The sequence below is a fragment of the Actinacidiphila yanglinensis genome (assembly GCF_900107965.1).
Taxonomy (GTDB): Bacteria; Actinomycetota; Actinomycetes; order Streptomycetales; family Streptomycetaceae; genus Actinacidiphila; species Actinacidiphila yanglinensis.
The window spans coordinates 447,297-463,681 of the sequence record NZ_FNVU01000005.1; the positions used below are offsets into that span (position 1 = coordinate 447,297).

The following is a 16,385-nucleotide window of genomic DNA, read 5'->3' on the forward strand; positions in this document are numbered from 1 at the left end:
CGGGCCCGGCCCGGCGGGCGCCCCCGCCGTGTCGGGCCCCGAGTCGGGGCGGGGGCGCCGCGCCGGGCCGCGGAACGGGGCGGGTACGGCGCCCTGGACGCCGTCCCGCCCGCGCCGGTGCGTACCGCTCAGCCGCCCGCGGCCAGCTCGGCGCGCACCTCGCGCGCCGCCGCGACCAGGTGCTCCAGCGAGGTACGCGCCTCCGGCCAGCCGCGGGTCTTCAGCCCGCAGTCCGGGTTGGCCCACAGGCGTTCCGCGGGGATCGCGGCCAGGCCCTGGCGCAGGAGCGCGGTCAGCTCGGCGGTGCCGGGCACCCGGGGCGAGTGGATGTCGTAGATCCCGGGCCCGGCCTCGCGCGGGTAGCCGTGCGCGGCCAGCTCGTCCGCCACCTGCATGTGGGAGCGGGCGGCCTCCAGGCTGATCACGTCCGCGTCGAGGTCGTCGATGGCCTGCACGATGTCGCCGAACTCGGCGTAGCACATGTGGGTGTGGATCTGGGTGTCCGGGCGGACCCCGGCGGTGGTGAGGCGGAACGCCTCGGTGGCCCAGGCGAGGTAGGCGGGCCGGTCGGCGGTACGCAGCGGCAGGGTCTCGCGCAGCGCGGGCTCGTCGACCTGGATGACCGCGGTGCCGGCCGCCTCCAGATCGGCGACCTCGTCGCGCAACGCGAGCGCGACCTGGCGGGCGGTGTCGGCGAGCGGCAGGTCGTCGCGGACGAAGGACCAGGCCAGCATCGTGACCGGGCCGGTGAGCATCCCCTTGACCGGGCGCGGGGTGAGCGACTGCGCGTAGGAGGTCCACGCGACGGTCATCGGCGCGGGCCGCGAGACGTCGCCGGCCAGGATCGGCGGGCGTACGTAACGGGTGCCGTAGGACTGCACCCAGCCGTGCCGGGTGGCGAGGTAGCCGGTCAGCTGCTCGGCGAAGTACTGCACCATGTCGTTGCGTTCGGGTTCGCCGTGCACGAGGACGTCCAGCCCCGCCTGCTCCTGGAAGGCGATCACCTCGCGGACCGCGGCGGCCATCCGCTCCTCGTACCCGGCGGCGTCGATCCGCCCGGCCCGCAGGTCGGCGCGGGCCGCGCGCAGGTCGTCGGTCTGCGGGAACGACCCGATGGTGGTGGTCGGCAGCGGCGGCAGGGCGAGGCGTTCGCGCTGCGCCGCGGTGCGCCGGGCGTACGGCTGGGAGCGGCGGTCCCAGGAGGTGTCCGCGGCGTCGACGGCCGCGGCGCGGGCGCGCACCGCCGGGTCGTGCACCAGCGCGGAGTGCGCGCGGGCCGCCAAGTGCGCCCGGGCGGCCGACAGTTCGGCCGCGATCGCTCCGGTGCCGTGGGCCAGGCCGCGGGCGAGCGTGACGACCTCGGCGGTCTTCTGCCGGGCGAAGGCGAGCCAGCGCAGCACCTGCGGGTCGATGTCCTTCTCGGCCGCGGTGTCGAGCGGCACGTGCAGCAGCGAGCAGGACGGGGCGACGTCCACCCGGCCGGCCAGGCCCAGCAGGGTGCCGAGGGTGGACAGCGAGGCGGCGAGGTCATCGATCCACACGTTGCGGCCGTCCACCACGCCCGCGACCAGCCGCCTGCCGGGCAGGCCGCCGACGGCCGCGAGGTCGTCCAGGTTGGCGGCCCCCGGCCCGGTGAAGTCCAGCGCCAGGCCCTCGACCGGCGTCCTCGCGAGCACCGGCAGCGCCTCGCCGAGCCTCCCGAAGTACGACGCGACCAGCAGCTCCGGCCGATCGGTGAGCCCGCCCAGTTCGCGGTACGCGCGGGCCACGGCGTCCAGTTCGGCCGGGGTGCGGTCCTGCACCAGCGCGGGCTCGTCGAGCTGGACCCAGCGCGCGCCGGCCGCCCGCAGGTCGGCCAGCACCTGCGCGTACACCGGCAGCAGCCGGTCCAGCAAGGTCAACGGGTCGAAGTCCGCGCCCACTTCGGGCGCCGGCTTGGCCAGCAGCAGATAGGTCACCGGGCCGACCAGCACCGGCCGGCCGTCCAGCCCCATCTCCCGCGCCTCCCCCAACTCGGAGACCTGCTTGGCCGAGTCGGCGGTGAAGACGGTGTCCGGACTCAACTCCGGTACCAGGTAGTGATAGTTGGTGTCGAACCACTTGGTCATCTCCAGCGGCGCCGTGTCCCGCGTGCCCCGGGCCATTGCGAAGTAGCCGTCCAGGGCGCCCCTCCGCAGCAGGGCCCGGTGCCGCTCGGGCACCGCGCCGACCATCACGCTGGTGTCCAGCATGTGGTCGTAGTACGAGAAGTGACCGGTCGGCACCTCCCCGAGGCCGGCCTCGGCGAGCTGCCGCAGGGTCGTACGGCGCAGCTCGGCGGCTGTCCGCCGGAGGGCATCGGCCTTGACCCGGCCCTTCCAGTAGCCCTCGACGGCCTTCTTCAACTCCCGGTCCGGTCCCTGCCGCGGGTAGCCGTACACGGTGGCCCGGAGCCGGGGCGGCGGGGGCGCGGAAGCGGCGGGCGTGGCGGGTGTCTGCGGTGTCACTGGGGCTCTCCTTCGCGAGCGTGTGTCCCGAACGGTTCCGGGGACCGCGCGGGGCGCGAAGGAGCGGCGGGCCGGGCGGTCGCGCACACGAGGTGCCGCCGCTTCGTCCCGTACGCCGACCCGCCCTCGGGGTCACCGGATCTCCGCGCGCGCCGGGGCGCGCACGGGCAACGGGCAGGTCTTCGGACTCACGAGCACGTACTCCCGGCCGGGCCGGACGTACACCTACTGGCCGTCGCTTCCCAGGTCCGTACCCGGACCCAGTGCGTATGACGGCGGTCGTTCCCGCTCACCGCTGCGGGGCAGTCCCGGATTCCCACCGGGTTCCCTCTTACGACGCGCCCCGCCTGGCGGGCGGGAGCGAACCAGCTGCTCCTGCCAGCCTAGTGCCGTGGCAGGAAAGGTTCACCGTTTCGCGGCACCCGGCACGGCACCTGTCCCCCTGCCTCCGGCGGGAGGACAGGTGCCCCCAGCGTTGTGGGAGCCGCATGAGTACGCATGCACCGCACCGGACACCGCGAACCAGGCAGACCTTTCCGGCCACGGCACTGGACGCAAGCCGCCCCACCCGCGTGCCGATCGCTACGCCGCAGTCCGCGCCGGGAGCATCGGGAGCGCGAGGCCGTCCGGCTGACCGGCGCGCTGGGCGAAGGCCGAGGCCATCTCGGCGGGCACCGGCCCGAGGCCGAGCACGGCGCCGGCGGCACAGGTCGCCAGGTCGTGCCACACCCGCATCCGGCGGAGCATCGCGTGGTCGCCGCCGGGCAGTTCGTAGCGGGCCACCTGCGCGCCCGCCGCGCGGGCGTCGACCGCCATCTGCAGCGACTCGGCGGGCGAGGTGACGCGGTCGCCGGTCGCGTGCGCGAACACCAGCCGGCGGGACTCCAGTTGGGCGACCGGTTCGCCCGGCGGGCACCACGGGGCCAGCGCGACCACCCCGACCACGTCCGCGGCCCCCGCCGCGCGCAGGGCGGCCCTGGCACCCATGGAGTGCCCGATCAGTACGGTCGGGGCGCCGCCGGTCAGCTTCACCAGCCGCTCCACCGCCTCGGCGGCGTCGTGCGCGGCGTCCGCCCGCTCGCCGTTCCACCCCCGGAACCGGTACCGGGCCTCCGCGACGGCCACCCCCCGCCCCTCGGTGGCCCGCGTCACCGCCGCCGCGAAGGGCCGCATCCGCAGCCCGGGCGCGTTCAGCCGCGACGGGCCCCTGGCGTCCTGCTCGTACCCGCCGTGCAGCAGCAGCACTGCCCCATCCACCTCCCGAGGCATCCGCCGCACGGCCAGCCGCCCCCCAGCGCTCTCCCTCACACCCACCCTCCCTCACCCCCGAGCCCCCCAGTCTCCTCCCCCGAGCCCTTGCCAGGGGCGCGAGGAACGGCGCGAGCAACCACCGGCGGCCTGCAGGTCCGGCGACAACCGTCCGTACCGATTGGTGCGGTCCGCCCGCGGTGGCGGCCAGCGGCCCCGTCAGCGGCGCTGGTGGCACCTCCCAGCCGCCAGGCTGGGGGAGGAACGGCGCGAGCAACGCCCCACCGCCGGATGGTCCGGCGACAACCGTCCCTACCGATTGGCTCGGTCCCGCCCCGAAGCCTCCGCACTCACGACCCCTTCCGGGCCCGCGCCCCCCGTCCCCCGGCCACCGCAACCCCTTCCGCCCGCACCCGCCGCGCCTTCGCCGCCTTGCCCAGCGCAGCAAAATCCCGCTCGTTCTGATCCGCGTACGCCTCCGCGAACGCCGCGACCGCCCGGTCGAAGACGTCCCCGCGCCCGAGGTACGCGGCGATGGCGATCCGGTCGCCGGACCGGGCATGCGCGCGGGCCAGCGTCGCCCCGCACAGCTCGCCGAAGACGCCCATGCCGCGCGGCACCATCCGCGAGGGGTCGACCACTCCCTTCCAGTCGCGCAACTGCCGTACGTAGAAGTCGCGTTGCACCCCGTCCATGCCCAGCGTCCGCTCCCACCCGAGGAAGATGTCCCCGGCCGACTGCATGAGCCGCTGCCCGACCACCACCCGCTTGCCCTGGAGGGCGTAGCGGCTCGCGCCCGCGTAGGGGGCCAGCACCGACGTGTCGGCCTCCTTGGCCTGGAGGAAGAGCGGGTCCCCGCTGTCGCGGCCGATCAGCAGCATCACCCAGCAGCGGGTGCCGACGCTGCCGACCCCGACCACCTTGCGCGCCATGTCCACCACGCCGAACTGCTCCAGCAGGTGCTGGCGGTCGGGCTCCAGGGTTCGCCGGTAGCCGCCGAGCAGCTCCCGCAGCAGGTCCTCGACCCGCTCGGCGTCCGCGCCGGGCAGCAGGTCCTCGAGCCGGGTGAGCATCGGCGGGTCGGAGACGATCCGCTGCCTGCCGCCGACGACCTCGGTGAGTTTGCGTGCGGCCTGGAGGCTGTCGCGGCCGCGCGCCTTCGCGAGTTCCGAGGACAGCCGCTTGCGCCCGCGCGCCTGCAGCCGCCCCGCGGCCAGCGACTGGAGCAGCTCGGCGTCCGCCTTGGCGTACCAGACGTCGAGGTCGCGCATCCCGGCGAAGCGCCGCATCTGCTCGCGGTAGGACCTGACCGTTCCGCGCACGATCGATCGCCGCTCCCCGTCGTCGAAGCCGTTCTCCCGCGCGGCGATCACCATGCTGGTGGCCAGCCGCTTCACGTCCCACTCCCAGGGCCCGGGCAGCGTCTCGTCGAAGTCGTTGATGTCGAAGAGCAGGTTGCGCTCGGGGGAGGCGAGCAGGCGGAAGTTCATCAGGTGGGCGTCGCCGCACAGCTGGGTGCGCAGCCCGGAGCCGGGGGTGCGGGAGAGGTCCTCGGCCATGATCGCGGCGGCGCCCCGGTAGAAGCGGAACGGCGATTCGAGCATCCGGCCGTACCGGATCGGCACCAGTTCCGGCAGCCGGGTGGCCGACTGGCGCTCCAGGGTCTCCACCGGGTCGGTGCGGTCCGGGGCCGGGGCGAACTCCGCGTGCGAGGAGCGCGGCGCGTCCGCCCGCGCCGCCCGGCCGAGCCGGGCCCGCTCCTCGGGGGACCGCATGGCCGCGCCGCTCACGGTGGCCACCCCGCCGGACCCGGCCTCGTCCTCCCGGTCCCGGTCGACGCCCGTCGGCTCGGCCGCAGCCTTCCGCCCGGTCCCGGTCCCGCGCTTCGCCTTCGTCGCCTCGGTCTGCTTCATCGCCGGACCTTCCTGACGCCCGCGCGGAGGAACCCCAGGCTCCGCACCCGATAGACACCGTTTTGTCCGGACTCTACGACACCCCTTCACGGCCGACCTCCCGGAGGAGCCCATGCCGGGGCCTGCGTCCGTCGAGGTGTCCGTCGAGGCATACCCACAGGGGGTGCCCGCAGGGCAGGATGCGGGCAGGCCGACCACGAGGAGCAGTCGTGATAACCGAGCCGGAACTGACCGGGGGCTCCGAGGAGTCCGGGCCCGACGTGATCGGCGACGCCGGCGACCGCCCCCCCGGCCGCCTCGCCCGCCGGCGGCACTGGACCTGGGGCGCCGGCGGGCTCCTGGTCGCCTCCGTGCTGTGGATGATCGGCCTGCACGTCTACGACGACCACCGGGACACCGGCCCCGACCTGCACGGCTACGCGCTCGGCGCCAGCCCCTGCTCGGACGGCAGCCTCGACCCGCTCACCCGGGCCCTCGGGGCCACCGACAGCGAGGCGGTCACTCCCGCCGCCGCCCACCTGGGCCCGGCGCTGGACCAGATCCACTGCACCCTGTCGGTCGGGTCCCGCACGCCCGGCACCGTCACCAGCAGGTACCAGGTGTTCGTCACGATCGACCTGCACAAGAGCACCGATCCGCGCGCCGAGTTCGACGACCAGCGCGGCCTGGACACCGGCGACCTCAATCCCGCCGAGGCCGACTCCTCCGTTCCGGGGATCGGCGACGAGGCGTACCTGCTGACCATCAGCTCGCAGACCGAGGAACTGCGGGTACGGCACGGCGGCGCCGTCTTCTCCGTCACCCTGACCGGCTTCAACGACATCGCCCCCGATCCGGCCGTGGCGAACTCGCTGCAGGGCACCCCGCCCAGCCCCGACGACCTGAGCCGGTACCGTTCGGCGCTGGTCGCGTCCATGCGGGACGTGATGGCGGCGCAGCGGCGGCACTGACCCCGAGCCCCCTGCGGCGGCCGTGTGAGCTGCGTCCCTTCGCGTGCCGGGGGAGGTGTGCTAGCCTGGCAATTGTTGCGGTTGTGGTACCCATGAATTCTGTGTGCGCCTGACGGGATGTGACCCTCGGGCGCATTTTGTTTTCCGGCCTCCAGATGGGGTTCATTGCAGCGACGCCGAACGCGTGACGTGCGGGTTCGGGAACTGCACCTATCAGAGGAAGTTAGACATGGCAACCGGTACCGTGAAGTGGTTCAACTCGGAAAAGGGCTTTGGCTTCATCGAGCAGGACGGCGGCGGCGCCGACGTCTTCGCCCACTACTCGAACATCGCCACCTCGGGCTTTCGTGAGCTCCAGGAAGGCCAGAAGGTGACCTTCGACGTCACGCAGGGCCAGAAGGGCCCGCAGGCGGAGAACATCGTCCCCGCCTGATCGCGGACGACGCACCACCTGGGGCCGGGTCCCGCTGCAATCGGGCGCGGGGCCCGGCCCTCGCCGTACCCGGGTGCGCTTTTCGAACGGACCACGGAATACCGTGTCCCCCGTTCGCCGCGTACCCGGGGTCCCGGTGCTCCCCAGCGTTCTCCGGGGTCCCCCCCGTGTTCCACGCTTTTCCCGCGTCCCCCGCAGTTCACCTTTCGCTGCGGTCCGACTCCTCCGCTGTTCATCTCCGGCTCGTTCTGCGGGTCTCCGCCTGATGTCACTTTGCGGAGTCTTTTTCGGCACGCGCCGCCTTCGAGGAAGGCTTCACGCATGCCCGAAAGAAACCGGCAGTCCACATCGGGTGGCCCCGCCCGCCCCCGCCGCCGCTCCCGTGCTCCCCAGCAGGGTGCCGGCCGTACCGGTGCGCCCCGGGGGTCAGCCCGCGGCGGCGCCCGCCCGGCCGACACCGGCTCCGACGAGCCGAGCCTGATCGTCACCGGCACGCCCGCCCCGCCGGCCGTCACCACCTTCGCCGAGCTCGACCTGCCGACGCCGCTGTCCGAGGAACTGACCCGGCAGGGCGTCAGCGTGCCGTTCCCGATCCAGGGCGCCACGCTGCCCAGCTCACTGGCCGGGCGCGACGTCCTCGGCCGCGGGCGCACCGGGTCCGGCAAGACCCTCGCCTTCGGGCTGGCCATGCTCGCCCGTACCGCCGGCCACCGCGCCGAGCCGCGCCGGCCGCTCGCGCTGGTGCTGGTGCCCACCCGCGAGCTCGCCCAGCAGGTCACCGACTCCCTGACGCCGTACGCCCGGGCCCTGCACCTGCGGATGGCCACGGTCGTCGGCGGGCTGTCGATCGGCCGCCAGGCCGCGGCGCTGCGCGGCGGCGCGGAGATCGTCGTCGCCACGCCCGGCCGGCTGCGCGACCTCGTCGAGCGCGGCGACTGCGCGCTCGACCAGGTCGTGATCACCGTGCTCGACGAGGCCGACCAGATGGCCGACATGGGCTTCCTGCCCCAGGTCACCGCGCTGCTGCGGCAGGTGGTGCCGGGCAGCCAGCGGATGCTCTTCTCCGCGACCCTCGATCGCAACGTCGACACCCTCGTGCGACGGTTCCTGTCCGACCCGGTGGTGCACGCGGTGGACCCGTCGGCCGGCGCCGTCTCCACCATGGAGCACCACGTGCTCCACGTGACCGGCGAGGACAAGCGCGACGCCACGGTGCGGATCGCCGCCCGCGACGGACGGGTGCTGCTCTTCCTGGACAGCAAGCGCGCCGTGGACCGGCTCGCCAAGACCCTGCTGGCCAGCGGGGTGCGGGCGGCCGCGCTGCACGGCGGGAAGTCCCAGCCGCAGCGCACCCGGACCCTCACCCAGTTCAAGAGCGGCGAGGTGACCGCCCTGGTGGCCACCAACGTCGCGGCGCGCGGCATCCACATCGACGACCTGGACCTGGTGGTCAACGTCGATCCGCCCGCCGACCACAAGGACTACCTGCACCGCGGCGGCCGGACCGCCCGCGCGGGTGCCTCCGGCCGGGTCGTGACGCTGGTGCTGAGCGACCAGCGCCGCGACATGGAGCGGCTGATGGCCAAGGCCCGGATCACCCCGCACACCGCGAAGGTGCACTCCGCGGACGACGAGCTGGCCCGGATCACCGGTGCCCGGGTGCCCTCCGGGGTGCCGGTCGTGATCACGGTGCCCACGGCGGAACCGCGTTCCGCCGGCGCCTCCACCGGACGCGGCGGCAGCAGGCGGCGGCCGCGCGGCAGCGGCGCACCCGCCACGGGCGCGGCCCGGGGCGGCGCGGGCCGCGGCGGCTCCGGCCGCACCGGCGGCGGGACCTCCGCGGGCCGGGGCGGTGGCGGGACCTCCGCCGGCCGGGGTGGTGGCGGGTCCTCCGCGGGCCGCACCGGCGGCGCCCGCTCCTCCTCCGGCGCGCGCACCGCCCAGCCCCGCCGGCGTGCCGCGTGAACCCCACGTCCGACACGGCCGCGACGGCCGTCTCGGTACCGCCCGTCGAGGCGGCTGCCTGCGACAGCAGCGACTTCTCCGTGCTGGTCCGGCGGATCACCGACTCCGGACTGATGCGGCGCCGGCCCGGCTACTACGTGGCCAGGATCGGCGGGGTCGCCGTGCTGTACGCGGCCGCGTGGACGGTGTTCGCGCTGCTCGGCCCCACCTGGTGGCAGCTCGCCGTCGCGGTCGTGCTCGGGGTGCTCTTCTCCCAGATCGCGCTGGTCGCCCATGACATAGCGCACCGCCAGGTGTTCCGGCTGCGTCGGCCCAGCGAGACCGCCGGGCGGATAGCGGGCAACCTGTGCGTGGGCATGAGCTACGGCTGGTGGCAGGACAAGCACACCCGCCACCACGCCAATCCCAACCACGAGGAACTGGACCCGGACGTCAGTCCCGACATCCTGGTCTGGTCGCAGGGCCAGGCCCGCAACGCCCGCGGCGTCGCGCGCTGGATCGGCGGACGCCAGGCGTACTGGTTCTTCCCGCTGCTCACCCTCGAGGGCATGAACCTGCACGTGGCCGGGGTCCGGGCGCTGTTCGGGCCCGCGTACAAGCAGCGCACCCTGGAGGCGGTGCTGCTCGGCGCCCACATCGTCGCCTACATCACCGCGCTGCTGCTGATCCTCCCGCCCCTCCAGGCCCTGGCGTTCGTCGCCGTCCACCAGGCGGTGTTCGGCGTCTACATGGGCTGCACGTTCGCGCCCAACCACAAGGGCATGCCGACCCTGACCGGCAAGGACCGCCCGGACTTCCTGCGCCGCCAGGTGCTCACCTCGCGCAACGTGCGCGGCGGGATGCTGATCGATGTCGTGCTCGGCGGGCTGAACTACCAGATCGAGCACCACCTCTTCCCGAGCATGCCCACACCCCATCTGCGCCGCGCCCAGCCGATCGTGCGGGCGTACTGTGCGGAACTGGGCATCCCCTACGCCGAGAGCGGGCTCCTGGCCTCCTACGCCCAGGCCCTGCGCCACCTGCACCACGTCGGCGCGCCGCTGCGCTCCGCCGCCACCGTCTGACCTTCCCCGTCCTCTCACCCCCTGTCGAGGCATGATGCGTGTCACCATCGCCCGCCGTCACTTCTACTTCCACCCGGCCGAGGTCGAGAAGGCGATGAACGGCGTCGCCCCCGAACCCGTCACCGGCGGTTCGGTCGACATCGGCGGGGTCCGCTACCCGCTCATGCAGGTCGGCGCGGTCATCACCCGCCAGGACCGGCGGGACTTCAACGCCGGCGAGGTGCAGCGGGCCATGCAGGCGCTCGGCTTCCCCCTGCACGCCGCGACCAGCCAGTAGGCCCCTCCCGACCGTCCCCCGCCGTTCGCCGGCGGGGGACGCGGCACGGCTGGGCGGCAAAGGTGCCGGGTGCTGTTCCCGGCGCCGCTGGATAATGCCCGGCAGGCGTACTCCGCAGAGATCCGCAGAGAGGTGGATGCCGTGGTGCAGCAGGTTCGGGGTGTGGTGGCGCGGGACAAGGGCGGGGCGGTGGCGGTCGAGACGATCGTCGTGCCCGACCCGGGACCGGGCGAGGCGGTGGTCGCGGTGCAGGCGTGCGGGGTGTGCCACACGGACCTGCACTACCGGGAGGGCGGCATCGGCGACGACTTCCCGTACCTGCTCGGACACGAGGCGGCCGGCGTGGTCGAGGCGGTGGGCCCGGGAGTGACCGAGGTCGAGCCCGGCGACTTCGTGGTGCTGAACTGGCGTGCGGTGTGCGGGCGTTGCCGTGCCTGCCGGCGCGGGCGGCCCTGGTACTGCTTCGACACGCACAACGCCCGGCAGAAGATGACGCTGCTGGACGGCACGGAGCTGTCGCCCGCACTGGGCATCGGCGCGTTCGCCGAGAAGACGCTGGTCGCCGCGGGGCAGTGCACCAAGGTCGACCCGGCGGCGTCACCCGCCGCAGCGGGCCTGCTCGGCTGCGGCGTGATGGCCGGGCTCGGCGCGGCCCTGAACACCGGGAACGTGGGCCGGGGCGACTCGGTCGCGGTCATCGGCTGCGGCGGCGTCGGCAACGCGGCCGTGGTCGGCGCCCGGCTGGCGGGCGCCGCGCGGATCATCGCGGTGGACGTCGACGACCGCAAGCTCGCCACCGCGCACCGGCTGGGTGCCACGCACACCGTCAACTCCCGTACGGACGAGCCGGTCGAGGCGATCCGCGAGCTGACCGGCGGCTTCGGCGCCGACGTGGTCATCGAGGCGGTCGGCCGCCCCGAGACGTACCAGCAGGCCTTCTACGCGCGGGACCTGGCCGGGACCGTGGTGCTGGTCGGCGTGCCCACCCCGGAGATGAAGCTCGAACTGCCGCTGCTGGACGTGTTCGGCCGTGGCGGCGCGCTGAAGTCGTCGTGGTACGGCGACTGCCTGCCGTCCCGCGACTTCCCGATGCTGATCGACCTCTACCTGCAAGGCCGCCTGGACCTGGACGCGTTCGTCACCGAGACCATCGAACTCACCGACGTGGAGCAGGCGTTCGCGCGGATGCGGGACGGCGACGTGCTGCGCTCGGTGGTCGTGCTCGAATAGGGCCGCAGGCCTTCCGCCACCCGCCGGCCCCGTTGCGACATCCGTCGGAACGGGGCCGGCGCGGTGAACCGTCCGTCGTCGGTCGTACGGTCGGGCGGTCAGGCGGCGAGTGCGGGGTGCAGCACCACCTTCGTGAAGCCCTCCACCCGCATGTCGAACTTCTCGTACGCCATCGGCGCCTGCTCCAGCGGGAGTTCGTGGCTGACGACCAGGCTGGGCCGGGCCCGCCCGGCGGTGATCAGGTCGCGCAGCCGGCGGTTGTAGCGCTTGACGTCGCACTGCCCGGTGCCCATCCGCAGGCCCTTCTCGAACATCTTGCCGATCGGGACGAGCAGCCGGCCGTGCCGCGCGTCCTCGTCGGACGCGCCGGGGTCGGAGGGCACGTAGAGGCCCGGGACGCCGATCGCGCCGGTCGGGCGGACGGTGTCGACCAGGGCGTTGAGCACGGTCCCGGGCTCCTCGTTGCCCGCGTCGTGCGCCTGTGCCTGGTAGCCGACCGCGTCGATGCCCTTGTCGGTGCCCTCGCCCTCGGTGAGGTCGCGGATCTGCTCGACCGGGTCGCCTTCGGTGTAGTCGACCGCCGTCGCGCCGACGCACTCGGCCTTCGCCAGCCGCTCGGGCACCCGGTCGACCACGAAGACCCGGGACGCGCCGCGCAGCAGTGCGGAGTAGCCGGCCATCAGCCCCACCGGCCCCGCGCCGTAGACCGCGACCGAGTCGCCGGGGGCGACGTCGGCCAGCTCGCAGCCGTGGAAGCCGGTCGGGAAGATGTCGGCGAGCAGCACGAAGTCGGTCTCGAACTGGTCGCCCGGCGGCAGCTTCAGGCAGTTGAAGTCGGCGAACGGCACCCGCAGGCGTTCGGCCTGGCCGCCGGGGTACGGGCCCATCGCCACGTAGCCGTACGCGCCGCCGGCGAAGCCCGGGTTCACCGTGAGGCAGAAGGCGGTGCGGCCGGCCACGCAGTTCCTGCAGAACCCGCAGGCCACGTTGAAGGGCATGACCACGCGGTCGCCGACCGCCAGGGACGTCACGCCCGCGCCGACCGCCTCGACGACGCCCAGGTTCTCGTGGCCGAAGACGATGCCGGACTCGGCCGCGGTGCGCCCCTCGTACATGTGCAGGTCGGATCCGCAGATCGCGGACGACGTGATGTGGACGATCACGTCGGCGGGATGCTCGATGACCGGGTCGTCGACCTCGGTGACCGCGACGGAGAAGGGTTTCTCGTAGACGACAGCCTTCATGTTCACCACCTCCGTGGTCCTTCCAGCGAACACCCGCGGGCGAGGAGGCTCAAGGCGGCGGCGCACGCGCAGCGTGAGGCGGCGGGCACGGAACCCCTCCGGCGCCCCGTCGCGGCCGGGCGCCGAGGGGGTACCGGGGCGGCGCGGCGGTGCCAGACTGGCGGGAGGGAGCCACACGAGGGGGCGGCGATGGGGATCTACACCGACCGGGTCCTGCCGCGGCTGATCGACGCGGCCTGCGGGTCGCGGCAGGCCGCGGTGCTGCGCCGCCGGGTCTGCGCGGAGCTGGCCGGGACCGTGGTGGAGATCGGCTTCGGCTCGGGGCTCAACGTGCCCTTCTACCCGCCCGGCGTGACGCGGGTCGACGCCGTCGAGCCCTCCGACAGCGGCTGGCGGCTCGCCCGCTCCCGGCTGTCGGTCTCGGCCGTACCGGTGCTGCGGTCGGGTCTGGACGGCCAGGCGCTGCCGTTCGCCGACGCGACCTTCGACGCGGCCGTCTCCACCTGGACGCTGTGCACGATCCCGGACCCCGACGCGGCGCTGCGCGAGGTGCGGCGCGTGCTGCGCCCCGGCGGCGTGCTGCGGTTCGCCGAGCACGGCCTGGCCCCCGACGAGGACGTACGGCGCTGGCAGCGGCGGCTCGAGCCCCTCCAGCGGCGCGTGGCCGGCGGCTGCCGGCTCACCCGGCCGATCCCTGACCTGCTCACCGGCGCGGGCTTCACGCTCGCCGAGCTGGACGTCTTCTACGAGGAGGGGACGCCGCGCTTCGTCGGCGCGATGTCGCTGGGCGTGGCCGTGGCGCCGTCCGGATCGGACAGACAGGAGTCACCCTCGGTGAAGGCGGAGCGCGCGTCGGCCACGCAGGGCTCGGCATCGGCGACGCAGGACTCGGCGTCCGTGACGCAGGACCCGTCGGCGGAGGATTCGCCGAGCTGAGCGCAGGCGGCGGTCCGCAGCAGTTCGTACAGCGTCTCGCGCTGCGCCTCGTCGAGGACACCCAGGACGTCGTCCTCGGCGCCGGAGAGCGCGAACTCGGCGTCGGCCAGCCGCTGGGCGCCTGCGTCGGTGAGGCGGACCACGTGGCGGCGCCGGTCCTCCGGTGAGCGGTGCCGCTCGACCAGGCCGTCGGCTTCGAGTTCGTTGAGCAGCCCCACGACGTTGGCGCGGTCCAGCGTGAGGGTCGCGGACAGGGCCTGCTGGGTGCTGCCGTGCCGGTCCCGCAGCACGGTGAGCGCCAGCAGGTGGCGCGGCCGCAGGCCCAGCTGGGCCAGGGCGGACTCCCCGCGCAGCCGCATGCGCCGCGCGAGCTGGTCGAGGAGCGCTCCGGACCGCCTCGGGGACTGGTTCCGCACGGGCAGGGCCATCCGCAAAGTCTACCCGGACGTCAAGAAGAGTGGTGTGCTATAAATCGTTGGTGTTGCACAAACTATCTATGGAAGGCCAACGACATGCCCCATCTCCTCCACATCGACGCGAGCATCCAGGGCGAGCGGTCCGTCAGCCGGAAACTGACCGCGCGCGCCGCAGCCAAGTGGCAGGACACCCACCCGGGCGGGACCGTCACCTACCGTGACCTGGGCGCACACCCGCTTCCGCACCTGATCCCCGCGTCCGTGCACGCCGGTGCCGTGCCCGCCGCCGACCGCACCCCCGAGCAGGCCGCCGCCTGGGCGCTGAGCGAGGAGATCATCGGCGAGGTCAAGGCCGCCGATACGGTGCTGTTCGGCCTGCCGCTCTACAACTTCGGCGTTCCCAGTGGCGTCAAAACCTGGGTCGACCACCTGATCGTGCCGGGGCTCTCGCTGGACGCGGAGACGATGGCGCCGCTGCTCGGCGGGCGCGAGATGATCGTGCTGGCGTCCCGCGGGGGCGGTTACGGCGCGGGTACGCCCCGCGAGGGCTGGGACCACGCCGAGCCCTGGTTGCCGCACGGTGTGTCCATGACGGGGCTGGAGCCGCGGTTCATCACCGCGGAGTTGACGCTGGCCGGGAGCAACCCGGCGATGGCCGAGCTTTTGCCGTTGGCCGAGGCGAGTCTGGCGGCGGCGGAGGCGGAGATCGACGAGATCTGGAAGCCCTGACGGGGGTTGCCCGCGCCTCTGGGAGGTGCCCCCACGCGCCCCTGGGTAGGTGCAGGTCTCCCGCGGGGGCCGGTGCGCTGACGCGCCGGTGATGCGGGAGAAGGGCAACTCAAGGGGCGCGGGGGACGGCGCGGGTCACCCACAGCGCGCGGGCACTGTGCGACGGACCGAGCCACCCCGGGGGCGCGGGGGACGGCGCGGGTCACCCACCACCGGAGGGTGGTCCCGGGGCGGGCGGGATCACCCGTCGTCGGGGGTCACGCGCAAGACGTGATCACCGCATCGCTCACCGCACTCTGGTGCCGCGCCCCCTCGTGCCCGCCGGTGAGCAGGTCGGTGAGGTGGACGAAGACGAGGCCGCGGCCGGGATCCGCCCAGGCAAGGCAGCAGTTGCTCCCGTTGTGCCCGAAGGCGTCCTCGCTGCTGTGCCGGCCCATGGGCCGGGCGTGGGCGGCGTCGCGGGGCGGACCGCCGAGCTGGAACCCCTGGGCCCAGCGGATCGGCAGCCGGATCACGCGGTCCACCTCGTCGTCGCTGGACAGCCGCCGCGCCTCGCGGACGGTGTCGGGTGCCAGCACCCGGGTGCCGTCCAGCTCACCCCCGCGCAGCAGCATCGCGTAGAAGCGGGCGAGGTCGCGGGCGGTCACGGAGACACCGGCGGACGGGATGACCGCGCGGCGCGTGGCGCGACGGTTGAGGGCGCGGCCGCTGAGGCGTGCGGCGGTGCCGCGCCCGCGGACGGGGACGTGCCGGGACCAGGCGCCGTCGGGCAGTCCGAGGTGCAGGTCGCGCAGCCCGAGCGGTGCGAGGAACTCGGTGCGCAGGAGTTCCCGCGGCGGCGTGCCGGTGACGCGCCGGACGAGTTCCCCGAGCACGAAGCCGTAGATGATCACCTGGTACGCGGGTGCCTGGCCGGGCGGGTGCCGCAGCGGGGCCCGCTCGATGCCCCGGACCGAGCGCTCCCAGTCGGTCATCGCCAGCGCGTCGCCGAGCATGCCGCGCGCGGTGGACATGCCCGAGCGGTGCTGGAGGACCTGCCGTACGGTGACCGCTTCCTTGCCGTGCTCGCCGAACTCGGGCCAGTGCCGGGACACCGGGTCGTCGAGGGCGAGCCCGCCCCGCTCGGCGAGGAGGTGGACCAGCAGGGCCACCAGGGGCTTGCCCGCGGAGAAGGTCAGGAAGAGCGCGTCCGGGTCGCAGCCGAAGGAGCGGTCCAGCAGCACCTTGCCGTCGCGCAGCACGCACAGCTGGGACACCGCGCCCCGGGCCCGTACCAACTCCGTCACCCGGCCCAGCCGTTGCCGGTCCACGCCCACGTCCTCGGGCGGGCACTCCGTCCAGTCCATCACGCCCCCTCGGCCCTCACACCCGTGTCTACCGGCCGGGACTCCCGCTGTCCACGGCCCCCGGGAGCGCCGGGTTCGGACGGGCGTGCGGAGGGTGAACCCGGGGGGAACCCGGTGTGGCGGGGGGCGGGCGGCGGCAGGCTGTCGG

13 protein-coding genes, 1 pseudogene and 1 riboswitch are annotated in these 16,385 nt (G+C 74.1%); of the genes and pseudogenes, 8 read left to right on the top strand and 6 right to left on the bottom strand.

From position 1 onward, the window contains the following. Positions 1 to 128: 128 nt before the first annotated feature. The 3 genes from metE to C4U44_RS14620 all read right to left on the bottom strand — a co-directional run bounded on the left by metE (position 129) and on the right by C4U44_RS14620 (position 5,509). On the bottom strand, positions 129 to 2,486 hold the full coding sequence (metE, locus tag C4U44_RS14610; RefSeq protein WP_103886184.1) for a 5-methyltetrahydropteroyltriglutamate--homocysteine S-methyltransferase: 2,358 nt from the start codon (positions 2,484 to 2,486) through the stop codon (positions 129 to 131). A gap of 156 nt (positions 2,487 to 2,642) precedes the next feature. Beyond that, a riboswitch (cobalamin riboswitch) is annotated at positions 2,643 to 2,871 on the bottom strand. Positions 2,872 to 3,068: 197 nt separating this feature from the next. Continuing rightward, positions 3,069 to 3,743, bottom strand: a complete 675-nt coding sequence (locus C4U44_RS14615) for an alpha/beta fold hydrolase (protein WP_235032074.1) — start codon at positions 3,741 to 3,743, stop codon at positions 3,069 to 3,071. A 341-nt stretch (positions 3,744 to 4,084) separates the two neighbouring features. Continuing rightward, on the bottom strand, positions 4,085 to 5,509 hold the full coding sequence (locus C4U44_RS14620; RefSeq protein WP_103886300.1) for a DUF2252 domain-containing protein: 1,425 nt from the start codon (positions 5,507 to 5,509) through the stop codon (positions 4,085 to 4,087). A 347-nt stretch (positions 5,510 to 5,856) separates the two neighbouring features. On the opposite strand from C4U44_RS14620, the gene C4U44_RS14625 reads away from it, so the two are divergent. The 6 genes from C4U44_RS14625 (at position 5,857) to C4U44_RS14650 (ending at position 11,566) form a co-directional block, all read left to right on the top strand. Continuing rightward, positions 5,857 to 6,597 (top strand): hypothetical protein, encoded by a 741-nt coding sequence (locus C4U44_RS14625; RefSeq protein WP_103886186.1) that lies wholly within the window; start codon positions 5,857 to 5,859, stop codon positions 6,595 to 6,597. Between the two features lie 229 nt (positions 6,598 to 6,826). Continuing rightward, positions 6,827 to 7,030: a cold-shock protein gene (locus C4U44_RS14630; protein WP_004985680.1), complete on the top strand. Its 204-nt coding sequence runs from the start codon at positions 6,827 to 6,829 to the stop codon at positions 7,028 to 7,030. A gap of 321 nt (positions 7,031 to 7,351) precedes the next feature. Further along, on the top strand, positions 7,352 to 8,995 hold the full coding sequence (locus C4U44_RS14635; protein ID WP_103886187.1) for a DEAD/DEAH box helicase: 1,644 nt from the start codon (positions 7,352 to 7,354) through the stop codon (positions 8,993 to 8,995). After that, positions 8,992 to 10,059, top strand: a complete 1,068-nt coding sequence (locus C4U44_RS14640) for a fatty acid desaturase family protein (protein WP_407642834.1) — start codon at positions 8,992 to 8,994, stop codon at positions 10,057 to 10,059. Before C4U44_RS14635 ends, C4U44_RS14640 begins: the two co-directional genes overlap by 4 nt. A 31-nt stretch (positions 10,060 to 10,090) precedes the next feature. After that, a complete protein-coding gene (locus C4U44_RS14645; protein WP_407642835.1) occupies positions 10,091 to 10,336 on the top strand; it encodes an SCO5918 family protein in 246 nt (81 codons plus the stop codon). Between the two features lie 141 nt (positions 10,337 to 10,477). Beyond that, a complete protein-coding gene (locus C4U44_RS14650; RefSeq protein ID WP_103886188.1) occupies positions 10,478 to 11,566 on the top strand; it encodes an S-(hydroxymethyl)mycothiol dehydrogenase in 1,089 nt (362 codons plus the stop codon). A 98-nt stretch (positions 11,567 to 11,664) separates the two neighbouring features. Here the strand turns inward: C4U44_RS14650 and C4U44_RS14655 are convergent, their stop codons facing one another. After that, the gene (locus tag C4U44_RS14655) at positions 11,665 to 12,810 is read right to left on the bottom strand and encodes a glutathione-independent formaldehyde dehydrogenase (protein ID WP_103886303.1); all 1,146 of its coding nucleotides are present in this window, start codon (positions 12,808 to 12,810) and stop codon (positions 11,665 to 11,667) included. Positions 12,811 to 12,999: 189 nt separating this feature from the next. Between C4U44_RS14655 and C4U44_RS42460 the strand changes: the two are divergent. Continuing rightward, positions 13,000 to 13,440: pseudogene (locus tag C4U44_RS42460) on the top strand (class I SAM-dependent methyltransferase); the annotation flags it as partial. 113 nt (positions 13,441 to 13,553) lie between these two features. Here the strand turns inward: C4U44_RS42460 and C4U44_RS14665 are convergent. After that, a complete protein-coding gene (locus tag C4U44_RS14665) occupies positions 13,554 to 14,174 on the bottom strand; it encodes a MarR family winged helix-turn-helix transcriptional regulator (protein WP_103886190.1) in 621 nt (206 codons plus the stop codon). An 84-nt stretch (positions 14,175 to 14,258) separates the two neighbouring features. Here C4U44_RS14665 and C4U44_RS14670 point away from each other — a divergent pair, with 84 nt between their 5' ends. Then, on the top strand, positions 14,259 to 14,891 hold the full coding sequence (locus tag C4U44_RS14670; protein ID WP_103886191.1) for an FMN-dependent NADH-azoreductase: 633 nt from the start codon (positions 14,259 to 14,261) through the stop codon (positions 14,889 to 14,891). 257 nt (positions 14,892 to 15,148) lie between these two features. Here C4U44_RS14670 and C4U44_RS14675 read toward each other — a convergent pair whose 3' ends face one another. Continuing rightward, a complete protein-coding gene (locus C4U44_RS14675) occupies positions 15,149 to 16,237 on the bottom strand; it encodes a serine hydrolase domain-containing protein (RefSeq protein ID WP_103886192.1) in 1,089 nt (362 codons plus the stop codon). Positions 16,238 to 16,385 lie beyond the last annotated feature (148 nt).

What these genes read in the sequence shown, in the direction of transcription:
- C4U44_RS14620 (WP_103886300.1), bottom strand. Translation starts at nt 5,509, where the DNA reads ATGCGGTCCCCCGAGGAGCGGGCCCGGCTCGGCCGGGCGGCGCGGGCG.
- C4U44_RS14630 (WP_004985680.1), top strand. Translation starts at nt 6,827, where the DNA reads ATGGCAACCGGTACCGTGAAGTGGTTCAACTCGGAAAAGGGCTTTGGC.
- C4U44_RS14635 (WP_103886187.1), top strand. Translation starts at nt 7,352, where the DNA reads ATGCCCGAAAGAAACCGGCAGTCCACATCGGGTGGCCCCGCCCGCCCC.
- C4U44_RS14645 (WP_407642835.1), top strand. Translation starts at nt 10,091, where the DNA reads ATGATGCGTGTCACCATCGCCCGCCGTCACTTCTACTTCCACCCGGCC.
- C4U44_RS14655 (WP_103886303.1), bottom strand. Translation starts at nt 12,810, where the DNA reads ATGAAGGCTGTCGTCTACGAGAAACCCTTCTCCGTCGCGGTCACCGAG.
- C4U44_RS14665 (WP_103886190.1), bottom strand. Translation starts at nt 14,174, where the DNA reads ATGGCCCTGCCCGTGCGGAACCAGTCCCCGAGGCGGTCCGGAGCGCTC.
- C4U44_RS14670 (WP_103886191.1), top strand. Translation starts at nt 14,259, where the DNA reads ATGCCCCATCTCCTCCACATCGACGCGAGCATCCAGGGCGAGCGGTCC.
- C4U44_RS14675 (WP_103886192.1), bottom strand. Translation starts at nt 16,237, where the DNA reads ATGGACTGGACGGAGTGCCCGCCCGAGGACGTGGGCGTGGACCGGCAA.